The organism is Streptomyces sp. NPDC006314 (assembly GCF_040613075.1).
In the GTDB taxonomy this organism is placed as follows: domain Bacteria; phylum Actinomycetota; class Actinomycetes; order Streptomycetales; family Streptomycetaceae; genus Streptomyces.
In genome coordinates this window covers 283,913-300,570 of the sequence record NZ_JBEXRL010000005.1, presented here as the reverse complement: position 1 = coordinate 300,570, position 16,658 = coordinate 283,913, and the positions used below count along the sequence as shown (strand labels likewise).

The window sequence follows — 16,658 nt, the reverse complement described above, 5'->3', positions numbered from 1 at the left end:
CGCGCAGGCGGCCGTGGAAACGTAAGCTGGGCCACGTCACAGGGACCGGGCAGCGGGGATGAACATGGCGATGATGCGCCTGAGGCGCGAGGACCCGCGCGTCGTCGGCTCGTTCAGGCTTCACCGACGGCTCGGCGCGGGCGGGATGGGCGTGGTCTATCTCGGCTCCGACAAGAAGGGCCAGCGGGTCGCGCTCAAGGTGATCCGGCCCGACCTCGCGGAGGACCAGGAGTTCCGGTCCCGGTTCGCGCGCGAGGTCTCGGCGGCCCGGCGCATCCGGGGAGGGTGCACGGCCCGGCTGGTCGCCGCGGACCTGGAGGCCGAGCGGCCCTGGTTCGCCACCCAGTACGTGCCCGGGCCGTCCCTGCACGACAAGGTCGCCGACGAGGGCCCGCTCGGTGCGGCGGACACGGCTGCGGTCGGCGCGGCCCTGTCCGAGGGGCTGGTCGCCGTGCACGAGGCCGGCGTCGTCCACCGCGACCTGAAGCCGTCCAACATCCTGCTGTCTCCCAAGGGACCGAGGATCATCGACTTCGGCATCGCCTGGGCCACCGGCGCCTCCACGCTCACGCATGTGGGCACCGCGGTCGGCTCCCCCGGCTTCCTCGCCCCGGAGCAGGTACGCGGTGCGGCGGTCACCCCCGCGACGGACGTCTTCTCGCTGGGCGCGACCCTGGCGTACGCCTCCACCGGCGACTCGCCCTTCGGGCACGGCAGTTCCGAGGTGATGCTGTACCGGGTGGTGCACGAGGAGCCGCAACTGCACGGCGTACCCGACGCGCTCGCCCCGCTGATCCGGGCCTGCCTGGCCAAGGACCCCGAGGACCGGCCCAGCACGCTGCAGTTGTCGCTGCGGCTCAAGGAGATCGCCGCCCGCGAGGCGCAGGGCCTGCCCGACGTACGACCGCCGGTGCCGCGCGCCGCCGAGGCGGACCGACCCACCGGACGTCTCGTCGAGACCTACCCCGAACAGCAGCGCATCCAGCGGCGCGCCTCCCCCGGCACACCGGTGCCGCGGGGAGGTGCCCCTTCCCGTGGTGGTGCGCCGTCGCGCGGCGGGGTGCCCTCGCGGGGCGGCAGCGGCTCGCGCGGCGGGAGTGTCGCCTCCCGGCCGGGTACGGCACGCCCGACCCCGGTGCCGCGCGGCGGTGCCCCGCGCTCCGGCAGCGGGAGCCGGCCCGCTCCGCGCGGCGGTTCCGGGCGGCCGGGGCAGCGTGCGACGGGGACCGGACGGCGGCCGGCCAATCCGCGGCTGCTGCGGCAGCGGCTGTTCGTCTTCGTGGTGGTGACGCTGCTCGTGGCGCTCGGTATCGCGGTGGCGCAGGGCTGCCAGGGTCCGGCACGCGGGCTCGGCGGTGACGACGGCGTCCAGCGACAGCGGCACGCGCAGCCGGACCTCACGCCGCTGGCCAGCGGCAAGCCGATGGCCGACCGGCACGAGCCGTCGCTGAGCCGTCGGGAAGTGAGCGCCGAGCGGGGGGCTCAGGACATCGGCCGGCCGGTGGCCACCGCGTAGAAGGCCACCGCTGCCGCCGCGCCCACGTTGAGTGAGTCGACGCCGTGGGACATGGGGATGCGGACCCATTCGTCGGCGGCGACCAGGGCCTGCGTGGACAGCCCGTCGCCCTCGGCGCCGAGCATGAGCGCCACCCGGTCCATCTGGTGCGGGGCGGCCTCGTCCAGGGTGCGTGCCTTCTCGTCCGGGGTGAGCGCGAGGAGGGTGAAGCCCGCCTCGCGGACCGACTCCAGGTCCTTGGGCCAGGACTCGAGTCGCGCGTACGGCACCGAGAACACCGCGCCCATGGAGACCTTGACGCTGCGGCGGTACAGGGGGTCGGCGCAGTCCGGTGACAGCAGGACCGCGTCCATGCCGAGGGCCGCGGCCGAGCGGAAGATCGCGCCGATGTTGGTGTGGTCGTTGACCGACTCCATCACCACGACCCGGCGCGCGGAGCGGAGCAGCTCGGCGGCCGTCGGCAGCGGCTTGCGCTGCATGGAGGCGAGGGCGCCGCGGTGGACGTGGTAGCCGGTGACCCGTTCGGCGATTTCCGGGCTGACGGCGTACACCGGGGCCGGGAGCTCGTCGATGACGTCGCGCATGACGTCGATCCACTTGGCCGAGAGCAGCATGGAGCGCATCTCGTAGCCCGCTTCCTTGGCCCTGCGGATGACCTTCTCGCCCTCCGCGATGAACAGGCCCTCGGCGGGCTCGCGTTTGCGGCGCAGCTCGACGTCGGTCAGGCCCGTGTAGTCGGAGAGGCGGGGGTCGTCGGGGTCCTCGACGGTGATGAGATCGGCCACAGGGTGATACTGCCTTGTCCTGGGTGTGGTGCCAACGGCTGGGAACGGGTGTGTTACCCCGGGTTACGCGAGATCAAGCCAGGCGCGATCAGGCGGGGGTGTCCGGACCGACGTTCACCACCGCGCCGATGACGATGACCGCCGGGGGCTTCACGTCCTCGGCGCGCACGGTCTCGGCGACCGTGGCGAGGGTGGCGTCGACCCGACGCTGGGCGGCCGTGGTGCCCTCCTGGACCAGGGCCACCGGGGTCTCGGGGGACTTGCCGTGCGCGACGAGCGTCTCGGCGATCTTCCCGATCTTGTCGACGCCCATCAGGATCACGAGCGTGCCGGTGAGCTTGGCCAGCGACGGCCAGTCGACCAGGGAGCGCGCGTCGTCGGGGGCGACATGACCGCTGACCACGGTGAACTCATGGGCCACGCCCCGGTGCGTGACCGGGACACCGGCCGCGCCCGGCACCGAGATCGAGCTGGAGATGCCGGGGACCACCGTGCACGGGATCCCGGCCTCCGCGAGCGCCTGGACCTCTTCCATGCCGCGGCCGAAGACGAACGGGTCCCCGCCCTTGAGCCGGACGACCGACCTGCCCTGCTTGGCGTGCTCGATCAGCGCGTTGTTGATGGCCTCCTGGGCCATGTAACGGCCGTACGGGATCTTCGCCGCGTCGATGACCTCGACGTGCGGCGGGAGTTCGGCGAGCAGGTCGCGGGGGCCGAGCCGGTCGGCGATGACGACGTCCGCCTCGGCGAGCAGCCGGCGGCCGCGGACGGTGATCAGGTCCGGGTCGCCGGGCCCGCCGCCGACCAGGGCGACGCCAGGGGTACGGGTGCGGTGGTGCGGGGCGACGAGGGTGCCGTCGCGCAGGCCCTCGACGACCGCGTCCCGGATGGCGGCGGTGTGGCGGGGGTCGCGGCCGCGCGCGTCCGTGGTGAGCACGGCGACGGTGACGCCCTCGCTGTGGCCGGTCGCCGGGGTCCAGGCGGTCGCCTGGTCGGCGTCGTCGGAGCGCACGCACCAGACGCGCTGCCGCTCGGCCTCGGCGGAGGCCTGTGCGTTGGCCTCGGCGTCGCTGGTGGCGATGAGCGCGTACCAGGCCTCGGCGAGGTCACCGTCGGTGTACGGACGCCGCTGCCAGGTGATCTCGCCGGCGTCCGCCATCGCCTCGACGGACGGGGTCGCTTCCGGTGATACGAGGACGATGTCCGCGCCTGCCGCGATCAGTGCGGGGAGGCGGCGCTGGGCCACCTGACCGCCGCCGAGGACGACCACGCGACGGCCGGAGAGGCGGAGGCCTACGGGGTAGGCGGGGTGTTCGGCCATGAGGGGCGACTCCTCGTGCAGCTGTGCGGTGGGCACGCTGCACCTTCGGAGCGGCCCTGACGTGCGGATTTTAAGCGGTGAGCAGGGCGGACGGCAGGGGTGGTCCGGCGGCTGGACACCGGACCACCCCTTTCGGGACGCCTACTTCTCGGTGACACCCGCCGAATCGAACGTGGCCACCTCGTGCATCGCCCTCGCCGTGCTCTGCACCAACGGCAGGGCGAGCAGCGCGCCCGTGCCCTCGCCGAGGCGGAGGTCGAGGTCGACCAGGGGACGCAGGCCCAGCTTGTTGAGGGCGGCCACGTGGCCGGGCTCGGCGCTGCGGTGGCCCGCGATGCAGGCCGCGAGGACCTCGGGGGCGATCGCCCGGGCGACGAGGGCCGCGGCGCCGGCGCTGACGCCGTCCAGGATGACCGGCGTACGCAGCGAGGCGCCGCCGAGCAGCAGTCCGACCATGGCCGCGTGCTCGAAGCCGCCGATGGCCGCGAGGACACCGATGGGGTCGGCCGGGTCCGGCTGGTGGAGTTCCAGGGCCCGGCGGACGACCTCGGTCTTGCGGGCCAGGGTCTCGTCGTTGATGCCGGTGCCGCGACCGGTCACCTCCGCCGGGTCGGCGCCGGTGAAGACGGAGATCAGCGCGGCGGACGCCGTGGTGTTGGCGATGCCCATCTCACCGGTGAGCAGCGCCTTGTTGCCGGCCGCCACCAGGTCACGGGCGGTCTCGATGCCCACCTCGATGGCCGCCTTGGCCTCCTCGCGGGTCATCGCGGGGCCGGTGGTCATGTCGGAGGTGCCGCCGCGGATCTTGCGGGGCAGCAGACCGGGTGTGGCCGGCAGGTCGGCGACGACACCGACGTCCACGACGCACACCTCGGCGCCGACCTGGTTGGCGAAGGCGTTGCAGACCGCGCCCCCACCCAGGAAGTTGGCCACCATCTGGGCGGTGACCTCCTGCGGCCACGGCGTGACGCCCTGGGCGTGCACACCGTGGTCCCCCGCGAAGATCGCGACGGCGGCGGGCTCGGGGATCGGCGGCGGGCACTGCCGGGACAGCCCGGACAGCTGCGCGGAGATGATCTCCAGCATGCCGAGCGCGCCGGCCGGCTTGGTCATGCGCTTCTGACGCTCCCAGGCCTCGCCGAGCGCCTTGGCGTCGAGCGGGCGGATCTGTGCGACGGTCTCGGCAAGCAGGTCGTGGGGGTCCTCTCCGGGCAGGGCGCGGCGGCCGTACGTCTCCTCGTGCACCACCCAGGACAGGGGGCGCCGCTTGGACCAGCCGGCCTGCATCAGCTCGGGCTCGTCCGGGAATTCGTCGACGTACCCGACACACAGGTACGCGACGACCTCAAGGTGCTCGGGCAGGCCGAGCGTGCGGACCATCTCGCGCTCGTCGAAGAAGCTGACCCAGCCGACGCCGAGGCCTTCGGCGCGGGCGGCGAGCCAGAGGTTCTCCACCGCGAGCGCCGAGGAGTAGGGCGCCATCTGCGGCTGGGTGTGACGGCCGAGGGTGTGACGGCCGCCGCGGGTGGGGTCAGCGGTGACGACGATGTTGACCGGGGTGTCGAGGATGGCCTCGATCTTCAGTTCCTTGAACTGCTTCGCCCGGCCCTTGGGCAGCGACTTGGCGTACGCCTCGCGCTGGCGCATGGCCAGTTCGTGCATGGCGCGCCGGGTCTCGGCGGACCGGATGACGACGAAGTCCCAGGGCTGCGAGTGGCCCACGGAGGGCGCGGTGTGGGCCGCCTCCAGGACACGCAGCAGCACCTCGTGCGGGATCGGGTCGCCGCGGAAGCCGTTGCGGATGTCGCGGCGCTCGCGCATGACCTTCAGGACGGCCTCGCGTTCGGCGTCGGCGTAGCCGGGCGCGGCCGGGCCGGTGGACTGCTGTGCTTCTGCCACTTCGGCCGTGCTCTCTTCCTGGTCGGCGGCCCTGGTCTGCAGGTCCTCCGCGTGCTGTACGACATCGGGGGTGGGGCTCGCGGCCGGTACGGTGGCCGGCTCGGCCTCGCGCGGGGCGGGCACCGTGGCCACCGGCTCGGGCTGTTCCCGGGAGGCCTGCGGCCCCTGCGGGTCCTGGGGGCCCTGAAGGGCCTCCGCGGGCAGGACGAGGGGCTGCGGCGGGGTCGGCGCGAGATGCGGAGTGGTCGGCACCTGGCCGTCCACCGGCACGAACTGCCCGAGCGGCTGCTCCGGGTGCGGCTCCAGCGGAACGCCGGACGGCAGCGTCTCGGTGGTACCGGCGGAGGCCGGCTGCCCGGCTGCCCCCGGCAGTCCGGTGGCCGCGCCGGCCGGCGCCGTCTCCGGCTGCGTGGCCGCGGCTTCGGCACCGGCCGGCCCGGGGGCGGGCTCGGCGGGCTGCACCTGCGGACCCGCGGGTACGCCGGGTCCGGTGGCCGGGGCCGGTTCGGCCTCCGGGGCCGTCTGGTGGGGGCCGTCCTGGACCGACGGCTCGGGCTGGGCCTGGGCCTGAGGCTCCGGGTGGGCCGGCGGCTGGGCCTGCGGCGCGCCGGGTACGGACTCGGCGGACAGTGCGGGCCCGGCCAACTGCGGGCCCTGAGCCGGGAGGTGCGGCTCAGGCGTGTGGTCGCCTTCAGCGGCGGCCGGGGCCTGTACGCCGTCCTGGGCCGCGGAGGCCCCGGTTTCCGCCGCGTCCGGTACGGCACCGGGGGTGAGGGACTCGGGAGCCTCTGCCGACGCGGGTGCCTGCACGGCTTCGGTGCCGGGCGCGGGCTGGGCTTCGGCGGTTGACGCCACGGGTGCCTGCACGGCTTCGGTGTCGGGCGCGGGCTGGGCTTCGGCGGTTGACGCCACCTCAGCGTCGGAGGGCACCGACTGAGCGTCGGCGATGTGGGCCTCGGCGCCGGGCACGGCCTGAGCATCGCCGGGCGCGGCGTGCGCGGCGGCGGGCTGGGCCTCGGCGCCGGGCGCCTGAACATCGGCGGGCGCCGACTGAGCGGCGGGGGCCTGGGCCTCAGCGCCGGGCACCGCCTGCGCCGCGGAGAGCTGGGCGGCGCCGGGCGCGGCCTGAACATCGGCGGGCACGGACTGAGCGTCGGCGGACTGGCCCTCGGCGCCGGGCACCGCCTGCCCCGCGGAGAGCTGGGCCTCGGAGACGGGGGTCACCGGCACGTCAGCGGGGGCGGCCTGTATGGCGGCGGGCTGACCTTCAGCGCCGGGCACCACCTGAGCATCGGCGGGCACGGACCGAGCGTCGGCGGACTGGCCCCCGGCGTCGGGCGCGGTCTGAGCAGCGGAGAGCTGGGCCTCGGAGACGGGGGTCACCTGCACGTCAGCGGGGGCGGCCTGCATGGCGGCCCGGGCTTCAGCGCCGGGCACCACCTGAGCCTCGCCGGGCACGGACCGAGCATCGCCGGGCTGAGCCTCGGCGCCGGTCGCCACCTGAGCGTCGGCGGGCGGAGCATCCGCTGCGACGGACGAAGCATCCGCGGCACCGGGCTGTGCCGTCTCCGCAGCCGGGGGCTGAGCCTCCGGGACTCCGGTCTCGGCTTCCGCGACGCCGGGCTGAGCCTGCGCCACGCCGCCGGTGTGCGGGTCGGACTGCGGCTGGGCTGCGTCCTCGTCCACACCCTGGGCGGGAACGGCGACTTCGGTCTCGGCCGCAACCTGGGCGGCGTCCGTAACCGCGTCCGCAACCGCTTCCGCGGGAACGGCGGCTTCGGTCTCGGCCGCGTCCTGGCCCGGCACAGCCCCTTCGGCGACCGCAGGAGCCTGCGCCGCGTCGGCGGTCTCCGCGCCCGCGGCCTCCTGCGCGGTCCCGCCCTGCTCCGGGCCCTCGCCCGGCTGAGCCGCCTCCGGAGCCGCCTCGGGCTGCTGAGCGGACCCGGCCGCCTCGGCGCTGTCCGTGACCTGCCCGGCGTCCGGCGTCCGGTCCGCGAGGGCACCACCCGGAGCCTGCTGGACCACCGTTTCCTGAACGGAACCCGGCTCGACCGCGTCCGTCTCCTGGCCGTGAACCTCCGCACCCTGTCCGGGCTCCCCGCTCTCCGGGGCCGCCACGGCACCGTCGGCCGACTGCCCGGCCTCAGCCGCTGCCGAAGCCTCGGCCACCGGGGCGCCCTCGGCAGCCGCACTCCCGGCCGCCTGCGCTGCCTCCTGGGTGCTCTCGGGTCCCTGCTCCGCCGGAGCCGCGTTCACCCCGTCGTGGCCGTGCGCCGGCTGCACACCGTCGTGACCGTGCACCACCTGAACCGGGGCCGGCGCCTGCGCGGCCGCCTGGGTCGCCAGGCGGGCGAGGGTGGCCTGGGCGGCGCCGGACGGATCGACCGGTTCGGCGAAGGTGTCCGCCACCGGACCGCTGGCCGGATCAACCGTTTCGGCAGCCGGTGCCGGCGCACCGGCCTGCGCCACCGCGGCCGGCGTCGCGCCCCAGGGGGCCGCGCTCTGCGGGGCCATGTCGTACAGGGGCTGCGCGTCGAGGTACTCGGGGCCGGGGGCCGGCGGACCGGGCTGCCGTACCGGCGCTCCGGCGGGGCCCCGGTCGGCGAGGGAGCGGACCGGGCTCGCGGAGGCGTCGGGGATCGGCGGGCCGAGGTGCAGCGGACGGCGCGGCGGCTGCGGGGCGACCGCCGGGTCGTGCGCGGCCGGGGGGACGGACGACGGCGGTACGGACGCCGGGGCCGGGTCGGGCAGGCGGACGCCGCTGAGGTCGACCGAGCCGCTGTCCCGGCCGGCCGTCTCGTGCGGGCCAGGCTCGTGGACGGCCTCGACGACCGGTTCCGGGGCGGGTGGCGGCACTTCGTTGCCCCATGCGCCCTGAGCACCCGGCAGCAGCAGGTCTTCGTCCTCGGCGGGCGCCTCGGAGAGGTAGGTGTACGCGCCGTGCGCGGGGACGCCCGGCTGCTCCACCATGCCTGCGCTCTCCGGCTGCCCCTCGCCTGGGACCTGGCCGGTGTCCGTCATGCGTACCCCTCGCCCATTGGTTAGTGCTTCTACGACCAGCTCACCCGGAACGGCGCACCGACCGCCCCGTAGTGAAGAACGAGCGTCCGCGCCCAGCGGCACGAACGACCCGCCCGGAAAAGGCGACAAAGCCATTCAGTGGCATTGTCCCGGCCGTTGGGCCATCGCGACAGCATGATCCGCGACAGCCCGCTGTGGACTGCGCCACGTTGCGCGTCCTCCGGTTCCGCCGTACCACACCCACCCCAAAACGGGCGCGCGTTCCGGACATTGGCGAACGAAGTTCCGGGCCACCGGTGCGGTACAACGATCGGCCAGCCTACCGCGCGCGGTACGACAACAGGATCACGGGGCGCGATCCGGCAGAACCCCGCTGAGCAGGAACGCTACGTTCCGCTCGGTCTCGGTCCAGGCCCGGGTGTCGAGTTCGACGGACTGGAGCAGGGCGCACTCGACCCGGTATCCGTGTTCGGTCAGGTCGCGGCCGACGAGTTCGGCCGCGTCACGGGTCGCTGCGTGCGTGACGATGCGCTGCGGGCGCCGGTCGGCGACCGCGGAGACGACGGCCGCTCCCCCGCCGCCGACCCTGACGACGTCCGGCTCGGGCAGGTTTTCGAGGACGTGCGGGGCGGTGCCCCGCACCACGTGCAGTTGTACGCCGTACCGGCGTGCGGCGCCCTCGGTCCGGGCGCATGCACCCGGGTCGTGGTCGACCGCGATGACGGCCGCTCCGGCGCGCGCGGCCTCGGCGGCGAACGCACCGCCGCCGCAGCCGATGTCCCAGACGAGATCACCGGTCCGGGGACCGAGACGGGCGAGTTGGGCGGCGCGGAGCAGCTCGGTCTCGCCCTCGCCCAGACCGCCCCCGTACGTCTCGTCGGGCTGCACCCAGCCGCGCGGGCCGGCGCCCGGGTCGCGCCCGGCGAACCAGCCACCGCCCTCGGCAGCGCCCATCGGGCCGCCGATGACGATGACGACGTTCGGGTCGCGCCAGCTGTGGTCGGCGGCCTTGTCGGAGGTGACGACGGTGACCTGCTCGCGGTCGGTGCCCAGTTCCTCGCAGATGACGAAGGTGCGGTGGACGCCCTCCAGGAGGAGACCGAGTTCGGCGGGGCCGGCGCCCGGTGCGGTGAGGACGGCGACCTTGGTGTGGGCGCGGCAGACGTTCACGGCCCGGCGCAGGGTGCGCGGGTGGGCGACGACCACCTGGGCGTCGTCCCAGGGCATGCCGGCGCGGGCGAAGGCGGCGGCGACGGAGGAGACGGCGGGGGCGACCTCGACCTCCAGGCCGAACTCCGGTGCGCGCAGGGTGCGTACGACGCCGAAGAAGCCGGGGTCGCCGTCGGCGAGGACCACGGCGGTGCCGCGGTGGGCGGCGATGCGGCGGGCGGCCAGGGCGACACTGCCGAGGCGGACGCGCTCGGCGGCGGGCGGGATCTCGGGCAGCGCCAGGTGGTGGGCCGCGCCCGCCACGAGTGTGGCGGCGCCGAGGGCGGAGCGTGCCGCGGCGGTCAGCGGCGAGCCGTCCCAGCCGATCACCGTGACCCGGTCGGCCATCGTCGTGTGTCTCCAGGATTCCGCAGGTCGTCAGGGGCAGGAGCCCTTGGGCTGGCTCCGTGAGACTACCCGGTGGGACTGCCGGACGCGCGCCGGGGCCGAGCCCGCGTTCCGGTGGGCGTCAGTTCCAGTCGCGGTACGACGCGAAACCGCCGGTGTCGGCGAGCTGCTCGTCGGCGCCTTCCAGGTCCTCCGGCAGGAGGCTCCACACGATGTAGTCGGTGCGCACGTCGGTCCAGGTGCCGTCCTCGGTGCGGTGGTGCGCTATGCAGGCGTTGCGCAGGACACCCTCGCTGATACAGCCGATCTTCTGGGCGACCTGCTGGGAGGCGGTGTTGTCGGCGGCGGTGCGCAGTTCGATGCGCTCGAACTTCTGGTCGCCGAGGAGCCATTGGGCGGTGGCGAGGGCGGCCTCGGAGGCGTACCCCTCGCCGCGGGCCCAGGGGGCGATGATGTACGACATCTCGGTGGACCGTACGTGCCAGTTGGTCTTGGCCAGCTGGACGATGCCGACCAGGCGCTGGGTGAGGAACTCGGTGACCGCCAGGTCGAGGCCACGGCCCGCGGTGCGCTCGGCGGGGGCGTACTCGGTGATCCAGTGGCGGGCCTGGTCCTGGGTGAAGGGCTGGGGCACCTCGGTCCAGGCACCGACCTGCTCGTCGTTCATCATCTCGGCCAGGGCGGGCGCGTCGTCCTCGTCGAGGGGACGCAGCACCAACCGCTCCGTGCTGATGGAGATGTTGGGGAAGGTGCTAGTCATGCGCCGCTCCGTAACCTTCGGAAAACGTTGATAGTCCATCAGGACCTCGGGGCCGGCCCTGCTGAACTGCCCAGCATGCAGCATGAAACCACTGAATCGCACGACGGGGCCCTCCCCCACTGCCCGAAGGGCGTGGGGGTGCCCCGCACCCGCTGAGGGAGTGGACCCCGTGCGTCGTGAAACGCCGTGTAGGGGACGTGGTCCGTGAACTCCCCGGTCCCCGGCTTCAGGCCGGCCGGAACGGCGGTGGCGCCGACGACGAGGGTGTCGTCCTTGCCACCGATCCTGCCGAGCCGCAGTCGGTCAGCCCGAGGACCGGGGCCGCTGTCGCGATGACGGACGTGCGCAGGTGTTCGGTCTCCCGTCCGGATCAGAACGACGGGATGACCGAGCCCTGGTACTTGTCCTCGATGAACTTCTTGACCTCGGGCGAGGTGAGGAGCTTGGCGAGCTTCGTCACCCGCGGGTCCTTCTCGTCGCCCTTCTTCACGGCGAGGAAGTTGCCGTAGGGGTTGTTCTTCGCGGACTCCAGGACGAGGGCGTCCTTGGCGGGCTTCAGGCCCGCGGAGATGGCGTAGTTGCCGTTGACCACGGCCGCGTCCACGTCGTCCAGGGAGCGCGGGGTCTGGGCCGCCTCGACCTCCTTGAACTTGAGGTCCTTGGGGTTCTTGGCGATGTCCCGCGGGGTGGCCTCGGTGCCGACGCCGTCCTTGAGGGTGATGAGCCCGTCGGCGGCGAGCAGCTTCAGGGCGCGGGCCTCGTTGACGGAGTCGTTCGGGACGGCGATCGTCGCACCGCTCTTCAGGGCGTCGGCCTTCTTCACCTTGTGGGAGTAGAGACCGAGCGGCTCCAGGTGCACCGTGACGACGGGCGCGATGTGGGTGCCGCGCTTCTTGTTGAAGTCGTCCAGGTAGGGCTGGTTCTGGAAGTAGTTGGCGTCCACGTCACCGTCTTCGGTCGCCGTGTTCGGCGTGATGTAGTCGGTGAACTCCCTGACGTCCAGGTCGAGGCCCGCCTTCTTCGCCAGGTTCTTCTTGACGAAGTCCAGGATCTCGGCGTGCGGGGTCGGGCTCGCGGCGACGACCAGCGGGCCGCTGGTGTCGGAGGAGCCGGAGTCCTTGTCCGAGCCGCAGGCGGTCAGCCCGAAGGTGAGGGCTCCGGCGGCGAGGACGGCGGTGGCGAGCTTGGCGGTGTTACGCACGAAAAGTGCCTTTCCTTAAGGGTGGTGCGACCCCGGATCTCGGGGCGTCGGCGCGGAGCGCCGTCGTTGGGGGGTGGTGGCCGGGCGCCGGGTGGGCGTACGGGGAGTCCGTGAGGTGCTTACGCGACCTTGCCGATGTCGGCCGCCGCGGGCTCCTTGGCCTTGAGCAGGCGGAGCCTGGGCGCGGGACCGGAGCGGGCGCCGCGGCTGTGCAGCGAGCGCGCCGCGAGGTCGCCGGCGAACTGGATGACGGTGATGACGACGGCGAGGATCGCGACGATCACCCACATCAGCCCGGTCTCGAAGCGCTGGTAGCCGTAGCGGACGGCGAGGTCGCCGAGGCCGCCGGCGCCGACGGTGCCGGCCATCGCGGAGTAGCCGATGAGGGCCACGACGGTGGTGGTCGTCGAGGCGATCAGCGAGGGCAGGGCCTCCGGGACCAGGACCTTGCGGACGATGGTGAGGGTATTGCCGCCCATCGACTGCACGGCCTCGACGAGCCCGCCGTCCACTTCGCGGACAGCCGTCTCGACGAGCCGGGCGAAGAACGGGATGGCGCCGATGGCCAGCGGCACGATGGCGGCGTCACGGCCGATGCTGGTCCCGGTGACGAGCCGGGTGAAGTTCGTCAGCGCGACCATCAGGATGATGAACGGCATCGAGCGGGTGATGTTCACGACCTGCCCGAGGACCTTGTTCACCACGACGTTCTGGAGCAGGCCACCGCGCTCGGTGAGGACGAGCAGGATGCCGAGCGGCAGACCGGCGATGACGGCGATGAAGGTGGACCACCCGACCATGTAGAGGGTGTTCCAACACTCCGGCTGGAGCAGCTCCCACTTCTCGGACCAGGTCACTTCGCACCCTCCTTGACCAGCACGGGCTCCTCGCCCTCGCGGCCGACGACGTCGATCCGCAGCCCCTGTTCGCGCAGGAAGCCGATCGGGACCACGTTGTCCTCGTAGCGGCCGGGCAGTTCGATGCGCATGCGGCCGATCTGGAGGCCGCCGACGGTGTCGATAGCGGCGCCGAGGATCGAGATGTCGATGTTGTAGGTGCGCGAGAGCTGGGAGATGACCGGCTGGGTGGCGGCCTCGCCGTGGAAAGTGACGTCGAGGACGGTCCGGTCGGCACCGGAGGCCTGGCCGCCCACCGGGAACAGCGCGGCGGCCAGCTCGGAGCCCGGGGTGGCCAGCAGCTCGCCGACCGTGCCGGACTCCACGATCCGGCCCTTCTCCATCAGGGCGGCGGAGTCGCAGATCGACTTCACGACATCCATCTCGTGGGTGATGAGCAGGACGGTCAGGCCCAGCTGCCGGTTCAGGTCGCGCAGCAGCTGGAGGATGGAGCGGGTGGTCTCGGGGTCGAGGGCGCTGGTGGCCTCGTCGGAGAGCAGCACCTCGGGGTCGCCGGCGAGGGCGCGGGCGATGCCGACGCGCTGCTTCTGACCGCCGGAGAGCTGGGCGGGGTAGGCCCTGGCCTTGTCGGCGAGGCCGACCAGGTCCAGCAACTCCAGCGCCTTGCGGGAGCGTTCCCCGCCGGACTTGCCGAGGATCTCCAGCGGCAGCTCGACGTTGTCCTGAACGGTCCGTGAGGACAGCAGGTTGAAGTGCTGGAAGACCATGCCGATGTGGCTGCGGGCCCGGCGCAGGTCCCTCCCGGCGCGCGGCCCGCGGCCGGCCAGGGCGGTGAGGTCCTGCCCGGCGACGGTCACGGTGCCGGCGGTGGGGCGCTCCAGCAGGTTGACGCAGCGGATGAGAGAGGACTTGCCGGCGCCGGACTGGCCGATGACGCCGTAGACCTCGCCTTCGCGGACGTGGAGATCGACGCCGTCGAGGGCGGTGACCTCACGGCCGCGGGAGCGGTAGACCTTGGTCAGGCCCGTGGTGGTGATCACTGGGTTTCCGTCACTGTCGGGTTCGCGGGCGTGGGTGTGCCCGATGGGGTCCCCCTGCTCGAGCGAAGCCGAGAGCTCGGGGGAAGGTGTGGAACCGGGGAGAACGTCGTGTGCGTGGTGGGGGTCCCCACGCCGTTCAGGCAGTGGGGGGCTCGGTCGCGTACGCCGGAATCCCGGCGTCGGACGGGCCAGGCTCTCGCTTCGGGGCGCGAGGCTCAGATGGTGCGGGGGCCCTCTAGAAGGCGCACATTCGACACGGACACATACAACGAGCACCGGGCGTCGGGGTCGCCTCGGTCGCAAGGGTGCGGCTGCTCGTGGTGGTCATGTGATCAGTAAAGCAGACGTACGGTCCTGACCGGTCTCCGCTGTCCGCATGGTGGACAGCGGCGGACACCCCTGGTCACAGGCCTGGTCGCGGATGGAGATCTCCCCTTCCTCGCCGATGACCAGCGCGGACAAGGTCGACAGGTCCCTGACCACGAGATCGGCGTCCAGTTCTTCCGCCCGGTGGGTTGTGGCAAACGCCACGGTGGCCATACCGGCCGCGCGGCCCGCGCGGATTCCGGCGGGGGCGATCCTCGAGGACGCCTACGGCACCCGACGGCCGGGCAGCAGGTCGGCGGCTTTCTCCCCCGCCGGCCGCCCGTGTCGTTCCACGCGCCCGAACTCGCCGGAGGTGACCCTACGGCGCACCACGGGGTCGGCGGCGGTGGGTCGTTTCGGCCGTAATAAGGTCACGGCATGCTCAATGCCCTGACGCTGGTGACCGGGGTCGCCGCGCTGCTGCTCGCCGCCTGGTGCGGCTGGGCCGCCTACCGGGACCAGCCGACCAAGGACTGGCACTTCATCGGCATGGCCGTGGTGTCGTTGCTCGCCCTTGTCCAACTGGTGATCGGGATCGTGCGACTGGCGCGGGGCGAGAAGCCGGAGCAGGGCACGTCGATCTTCGTGGCGTATCTCCTGGGCGCGTTCGCGTGCGTTCCGGTGACGGGGTTCATGTCGCTGTCCGAGCGGACCCGCTGGGGGTCGGTGACGGTCGCGGCGGGCGGTGTGGTCCTGGCCGTGCTCGAAGTACGGCTCTATGACATCTGGGGAGGCTGATGTGACGGCGGCGCAGGAGAAGCCGACCCGGTTGATCAGCGGGCCGGGCACGCTGCTCGTCTGGTTCTACGGCGTGATGGTGGTCGGCGCGGTGTCGCGTTCGGCGTACCAGATCGCGACGGACTTCGACCGGGCACCGCTCGCGTACTCCCTCTCGGCGGTGGCCGGCCTGGTGTACGGCTTCATCACGTACACGCTGGTGCGGGGCGGGGAGACGGCCCGCAAGGCGGCGCTGGTGTGCTGCGCCGCCGAGCTTGCGGGTGTGCTGATCGTGGGGACGTGGACGCTGGTGGAGCCGTCCGCGTTTCCGGATGCGACCGTGTGGTCCGAGTACGGGATGGGGTACCTCTTCATTCCCGTGCTGTTGCCGCTTTCCGCCATGTACTGGTTGCGGAAGGCGGCCGGCCGCCAGGGGGCCTGAGGACACCGGCGGGCGCGGGTGCGTCCTGGCTGCCCGCGCTCACACGGCGGAGCCCCCTCTGGCGCTACAGCTCCGCGCCCCTCGGGGCGCTCGCCCTCAGGCCGTTTGCGCGTACGCCCCCGCCTGCTTCTCCAGGACGATCATCTCCACGCCGTCGGCGCCCTTGGAGCGGCCGACGGTCTCATAGCCGGAGCGGCGGTACAGGCGGAGGTTTCCCTCGCTGCGGTGCCCCGTGTGCAGGCGGAACCTTTTGGCTCCGCGCTCCTCCGCCAACGCCGCCTCGGCCGCGCGCAGCAGCCTCGCGCCGATGCCGTGGCCCTGCAGGCGCGGGTGGACGCAGAGCTTGCCGATGGCCGCGGCGCCGTCCTCGGTGACCTTGCCGCGCACGGAGCCCACCACCTCCTCGCCGAGCCGGGCGACGAAGACGCAGTCCGAGGCGACCTCCTGACGCACGGAGTCCAGGGTCTGGACGAGCGGGTCGATGCGGTAGTTGCCGTACAGCGCCGCCTCGCTCTGGAAGCACAGGTACTGGAGCCTGAAGATCTGCTCCGCGTCCTGCTCGGTCGCCACCGAGATGGTCACGCTCATGCCCATGTGCGCATGCCTCCCGCTCACCTGATCACCTGTCGTCCCCCACTCCTATCCCCGCCCCTCACGGGAAGCAACCTCCGGGGTGAGCAAACGACGCAGACATCCCAGACATCTGGAGCGTTCCGGGCCGAGACTGCCCTGTGAGATACCCAACTCCCCCGCGACTTCCCGGTATGTCAGGTCCTTCGGAGAGAGCAGTGCCTCCAGGAGCCGGGGGCAGCGGCCGGGCAGCCGGCGGACCGCGTCCCGCAGCGCGCGGTACCGGGCGGTGGTGAGGGCGTGCTGCTCGGGCCCGGGACGGACCTCGTCGGCCGGCTCGCTGCCGTACGGGCGTTCGAGGCGGGTGGTGCGGCGGGTGCGGCGGGCCTCGGCGCGGACGGCCTTGCGCAGCCAGCCCTGCGGGTCCAGCGGCGGCCCGTCGGTCTCCAGCCGCTCCAGCAGGCGGAGCCAGACGGCCTGTTCGAGATCGCCCGGCTCACTCCCGGAGGCATATGCCTCGGCGGAGGCCTCGGCGGTGAGCAGGGGGCTCAGGGCGGCTACCAGGTCGTGCGTCATACGCGGAACGACGAGTCGCCCCGGCGGTGG

The 16,658-nt window shown here is 73.2% G+C and carries 14 protein-coding genes; 3 read left to right on the top strand and 11 right to left on the bottom strand.

The features are described 5' to 3' along the window. The first annotated feature begins 58 nt into the window (after window positions 1–58). Window positions 59–1,516, top strand: a complete 1,458-nt coding sequence (locus ABZ079_RS11745) for a protein kinase (protein WP_356939248.1) — start codon at window positions 59–61, stop codon at window positions 1,514–1,516. Here the strand turns inward: ABZ079_RS11745 and ABZ079_RS11740 are convergent. The 9 genes from ABZ079_RS11740 to ABZ079_RS11700 all read right to left on the bottom strand — a co-directional run bounded on the left by ABZ079_RS11740 (window position 1,483) and on the right by ABZ079_RS11700 (window position 14,488). Beyond that, the gene (locus ABZ079_RS11740) at window positions 1,483–2,301 is read right to left on the bottom strand and encodes an RNA methyltransferase (protein ID WP_356939247.1); all 819 of its coding nucleotides are present in this window, start codon (window positions 2,299–2,301) and stop codon (window positions 1,483–1,485) included. The two genes, ABZ079_RS11745 and ABZ079_RS11740, sit on opposite strands and share 34 nt — an antisense overlap. Before the next feature lie 88 nt (window positions 2,302–2,389). Further along, a complete protein-coding gene (gene cobA / locus ABZ079_RS11735) occupies window positions 2,390–3,622 on the bottom strand; it encodes a uroporphyrinogen-III C-methyltransferase (protein WP_356939410.1) in 1,233 nt (410 codons plus the stop codon). A gap of 141 nt (window positions 3,623–3,763) precedes the next feature. Beyond that, window positions 3,764–8,542 (bottom strand): nicotinate-nucleotide--dimethylbenzimidazole phosphoribosyltransferase, encoded by a 4,779-nt coding sequence (gene cobT / locus ABZ079_RS11730; RefSeq protein WP_356939246.1) that lies wholly within the window; start codon window positions 8,540–8,542, stop codon window positions 3,764–3,766. Window positions 8,543–8,887: 345 nt separating this feature from the next. Then, window positions 8,888–10,099, bottom strand: a complete 1,212-nt coding sequence (cbiE, locus tag ABZ079_RS11725) for a precorrin-6y C5,15-methyltransferase (decarboxylating) subunit CbiE (protein WP_356939245.1) — start codon at window positions 10,097–10,099, stop codon at window positions 8,888–8,890. A 121-nt stretch (window positions 10,100–10,220) separates the two neighbouring features. Then, window positions 10,221–10,859 (bottom strand): GNAT family N-acetyltransferase, encoded by a 639-nt coding sequence (locus tag ABZ079_RS11720; protein WP_356939244.1) that lies wholly within the window; start codon window positions 10,857–10,859, stop codon window positions 10,221–10,223. Window positions 10,860–11,229: 370 nt separating this feature from the next. After that, window positions 11,230–12,060, bottom strand: a complete 831-nt coding sequence (locus tag ABZ079_RS11715) for a MetQ/NlpA family ABC transporter substrate-binding protein (RefSeq protein ID WP_356939243.1) — start codon at window positions 12,058–12,060, stop codon at window positions 11,230–11,232. Window positions 12,061–12,179: 119 nt separating this feature from the next. Beyond that, window positions 12,180–12,917 carry a methionine ABC transporter permease gene (locus tag ABZ079_RS11710; protein ID WP_356939242.1) on the bottom strand — a complete coding sequence of 246 codons (738 nt, stop codon included), beginning with the start codon at window positions 12,915–12,917 and terminating at the stop codon, window positions 12,180–12,182. Continuing rightward, complete coding sequence (locus ABZ079_RS11705; RefSeq protein ID WP_356939241.1) at window positions 12,914–13,957, bottom strand: ATP-binding cassette domain-containing protein; 1,044 nt, start codon at window positions 13,955–13,957, stop codon at window positions 12,914–12,916. Before ABZ079_RS11705 ends, ABZ079_RS11710 begins: the two co-directional genes overlap by 4 nt. Before the next feature lie 324 nt (window positions 13,958–14,281). Next, window positions 14,282–14,488: a hypothetical protein gene (locus ABZ079_RS11700; RefSeq protein ID WP_356939240.1), complete on the bottom strand. Its 207-nt coding sequence runs from the start codon at window positions 14,486–14,488 to the stop codon at window positions 14,282–14,284. A 213-nt stretch (window positions 14,489–14,701) separates the two neighbouring features. Between ABZ079_RS11700 and ABZ079_RS11695 the strand changes: the two genes are divergently transcribed. Then, entirely contained in the window at window positions 14,702–15,061 is a 360-nt protein-coding gene (locus ABZ079_RS11695; protein ID WP_356939239.1) for a hypothetical protein, read from the top strand. Between the two features lies 1 nt (window position 15,062). Further along, the gene (locus ABZ079_RS11690; RefSeq protein WP_356939238.1) at window positions 15,063–15,482 is read left to right on the top strand and encodes a hypothetical protein; all 420 of its coding nucleotides are present in this window, start codon (window positions 15,063–15,065) and stop codon (window positions 15,480–15,482) included. Window positions 15,483–15,578: 96 nt separating this feature from the next. On the opposite strand, the gene ABZ079_RS11685 is transcribed toward ABZ079_RS11690, so the two are convergent. Then, window positions 15,579–16,076, bottom strand: coding sequence for a GNAT family N-acetyltransferase (locus ABZ079_RS11685; protein WP_356939409.1), 498 nt, complete (start codon window positions 16,074–16,076; stop codon window positions 15,579–15,581). A gap of 45 nt (window positions 16,077–16,121) precedes the next feature. Beyond that, entirely contained in the window at window positions 16,122–16,628 is a 507-nt protein-coding gene (locus tag ABZ079_RS11680) for a sigma-70 family RNA polymerase sigma factor (RefSeq protein WP_356939237.1), read from the bottom strand. Between the last annotated feature and the right edge of the window lie 30 nt (window positions 16,629–16,658).